Source organism: Thermococcus sp., assembly GCF_027008145.1.
Classification (GTDB): Archaea; Methanobacteriota_B; Thermococci; order Thermococcales; family Thermococcaceae; genus Thermococcus.
In genome coordinates this window covers 1-2,419 of the sequence record NZ_JALTCZ010000088.1, presented here as the reverse complement: position 1 = coordinate 2,419, position 2,419 = coordinate 1, and the positions used below count along the sequence as shown (strand labels likewise).

Sequence of the window (2,419 nt, the reverse complement as noted above, 5' to 3'; positions counted from 1 at the left end):
TCGGTGGAATAGTGAGGGCCGCTGGCGACATAGCGGTCAAGAAGGGCAAGAGGTACGTCGAGAGGGAGGACGTCCTTGAGGCTTTGAGATTGGCGAAACCGCTGGAGAAACAGCTCGCCGACTGGTATATTGAGAGGAAGAAGGAGTATCAGGTCATAAAGACCGAGGGGAGCGAGATAGGAAGGGTCAACGGCCTTGCCGTCATAGGAGAGGCGAGCGGTATAGTGCTGCCGATAGAGGCGGTTGTAGCTCCCGCGGCCAGCAAGGAGGAGGGTAAGATAATAGTTACCGGAAAGCTCGGCGAGATAGCCAAGGAAGCAGTACAGAACGTCTCGGCGATAATCAAGCGTTACAAAGGCGAGGACATAAGTCGCTACGACATACACGTCCAGTTCCTCCAGACCTACGAGGGCGTTGAGGGCGACTCAGCGAGCATAAGCGTTGCTACCGCCGTAATCTCGGCGCTGGAGAACATCCCGATAAGACAGGACGTTGCCATGACCGGTTCGCTCAGCGTCCGCGGTGAGGTGCTTCCGATTGGGGGTGCGACACCGAAGATAGAAGCAGCAATAGAGGCCGGTATAAAGATGGTAATAATCCCCAAGGCCAACGAGAAGGACGTCTTCCTCAGCCCGGACAAGGCGGAGAAGATAGAGATTTACCCCGTGGAGAGAATAGACGAGGTGCTTGAGATAGCCCTTGAGGAATGCCCGGCCAAGGATGAGCTCCTGAGAAAGATAAGGGAGAGCCTTCCCCTCTTCTGATATTTGTTTCACATTTCTGTCCAGAAATTCTTAAAAAACGTCCCATAAACGCTACCCACGGAGGTGAGCTAATGCTCAAAGTTGAGAACCTTCACGTTTCAGTTGAGAACAAGGAGATACTGAGGGGTGTTGACCTCTCAGTTGAACCCGGCGAGTTCCACGTCATAATGGGGCCGAACGGCTCTGGTAAGTCAACGCTGGCCTTAACCATAGCCGGCCACCCAAGGTACACCGTAACCGGGGGCAGAATCCTCTTTGAGGGTGACGAAATCCACGAGCTCGGCCCGGACGATAGGGCAAAGAGGGGAATCTTTCTGGCTTTTCAGGTTCCGCCTGAGGTGGGGGGGGTGAAGATAATCGAGTTCCTCCAGCAGGTTTTGGTCGAGCTCAGGGGAATGGATCCTGTTAAGGCCTATGATCTCATAGTTGAAAAGGCCAAAGAGCTGTGGTTCAGAGAGGAAGACCTCCACCGCTACATAAATGTTGGCTTTTCCGGAGGAGAGAGGAAGAGGCTCGAACTCCTACAGGCACTGCTTGTTGAACCAAAGCTCCTCATACTGGACGAACCGGACAGCGGTGTCGACGTCGACTCGCTGAGCGTCATAAGCAGGAAGATAGAAGAACTTCACCGAAAGGGAACCGCGGTACTCCTCATCACCCACTACGGCAGAATCCTCGGTCACCTCGACCCGAGCACCTTTAGAGTTCACGTCATGAGGAGCGGCAAGATAGTTATGAACCGTGGCGGTGAGTTCGTGAAGGAGATCGAGGAGAAGGGCTTCCAGGCAATATTCGAGGAGTGTGGTTGCGATGAGTGAGACGATAACCATAGGCGATGCCAAGGCCATAATCGAGAACCAGATTGAAGAGCTGGCCAAGAGGAACAAAGAGCCGGAGTGGATGACGCGGATAAGATATAAAGGCCTTGAGGCCTTTGAAAAAGCCCCCCATAACGACCCGATAATAAGCGAGGAGGAGCTTCTCCACTTTATAGCGAAGCCCGAGGTTGAAGGAATCCCCGAGAAGATAGAAAGCCTTGATGACCTCCCGCCAGAGATGAAGGCCCTCCTGGACAGGCTCGGCATAGATGAGGTCGAGCAGAAGTACCTCGCTGGACTGACGGTTCAGACTGACACCGGCGTTATATACAACCAGTTCCTTCAGGAGTGGGCTAAAAAGGGCCTCACGGTTCTTTCGACGGAGGAGGCGGTCAGGAAGTATCCAGGTATAGTAAGGGAGCACTTCCTCAAGCTATTCCGCGCTGATGAGAGCAAGCTGACGGCCTATCACATAGCAGTCTGGAACGGAGGAATCTTCCTCCACGTCAAGGAGGGCCTCAAAGTCCCCTTCCCGCTTCACCTGTTCTTCCTGATCCAGGAGAGCGCTTTGGCCCAGGCACCCCACATAATCATCATAGCCGAGCCGAACAGCGAGTTCCACCTCATTGAGGGCTGTACTTCACCCGTTCTGCTGAGGCACTCCCTCCACCTCGACATGACCGAGGCCTACTTCGGCGAGAACGCCAAGGGCCAGCTCACCGTTTTGCAGAACTGGCCTGAGTACGTCCACACCAGACCTATGACGAGAGCAAAGATAGGCAGGAAAGCGCGCTTCATCAACACGACGGTTACCCTGGGCTCAGGAAAGAGCAACAT

At 54.2% G+C, this 2,419-nt stretch carries 3 protein-coding genes; all 3 read left to right on the top strand.

Translation table 11 applies throughout. The features are described 5' to 3' along the window. Nucleotides 1-764 (top strand): S16 family serine protease (locus MVD07_RS04385; RefSeq protein ID WP_297499084.1); only part of this gene is annotated, 764 nt, incomplete at its 5' end. Nucleotides 765-835: 71 nt separating this feature from the next. Further along, complete coding sequence (sufC, locus tag MVD07_RS04380; RefSeq protein ID WP_297499082.1) at nt 836-1,582, top strand: Fe-S cluster assembly ATPase SufC; 747 nt, start codon at nt 836-838, stop codon at nt 1,580-1,582. Further along, nucleotides 1,575-2,419: SufD family Fe-S cluster assembly protein (locus tag MVD07_RS04375; RefSeq protein WP_297499086.1), on the top strand; the 845-nt coding region annotated here is incomplete at its 3' end. The genes sufC and MVD07_RS04375, both read left to right, overlap by 8 nt.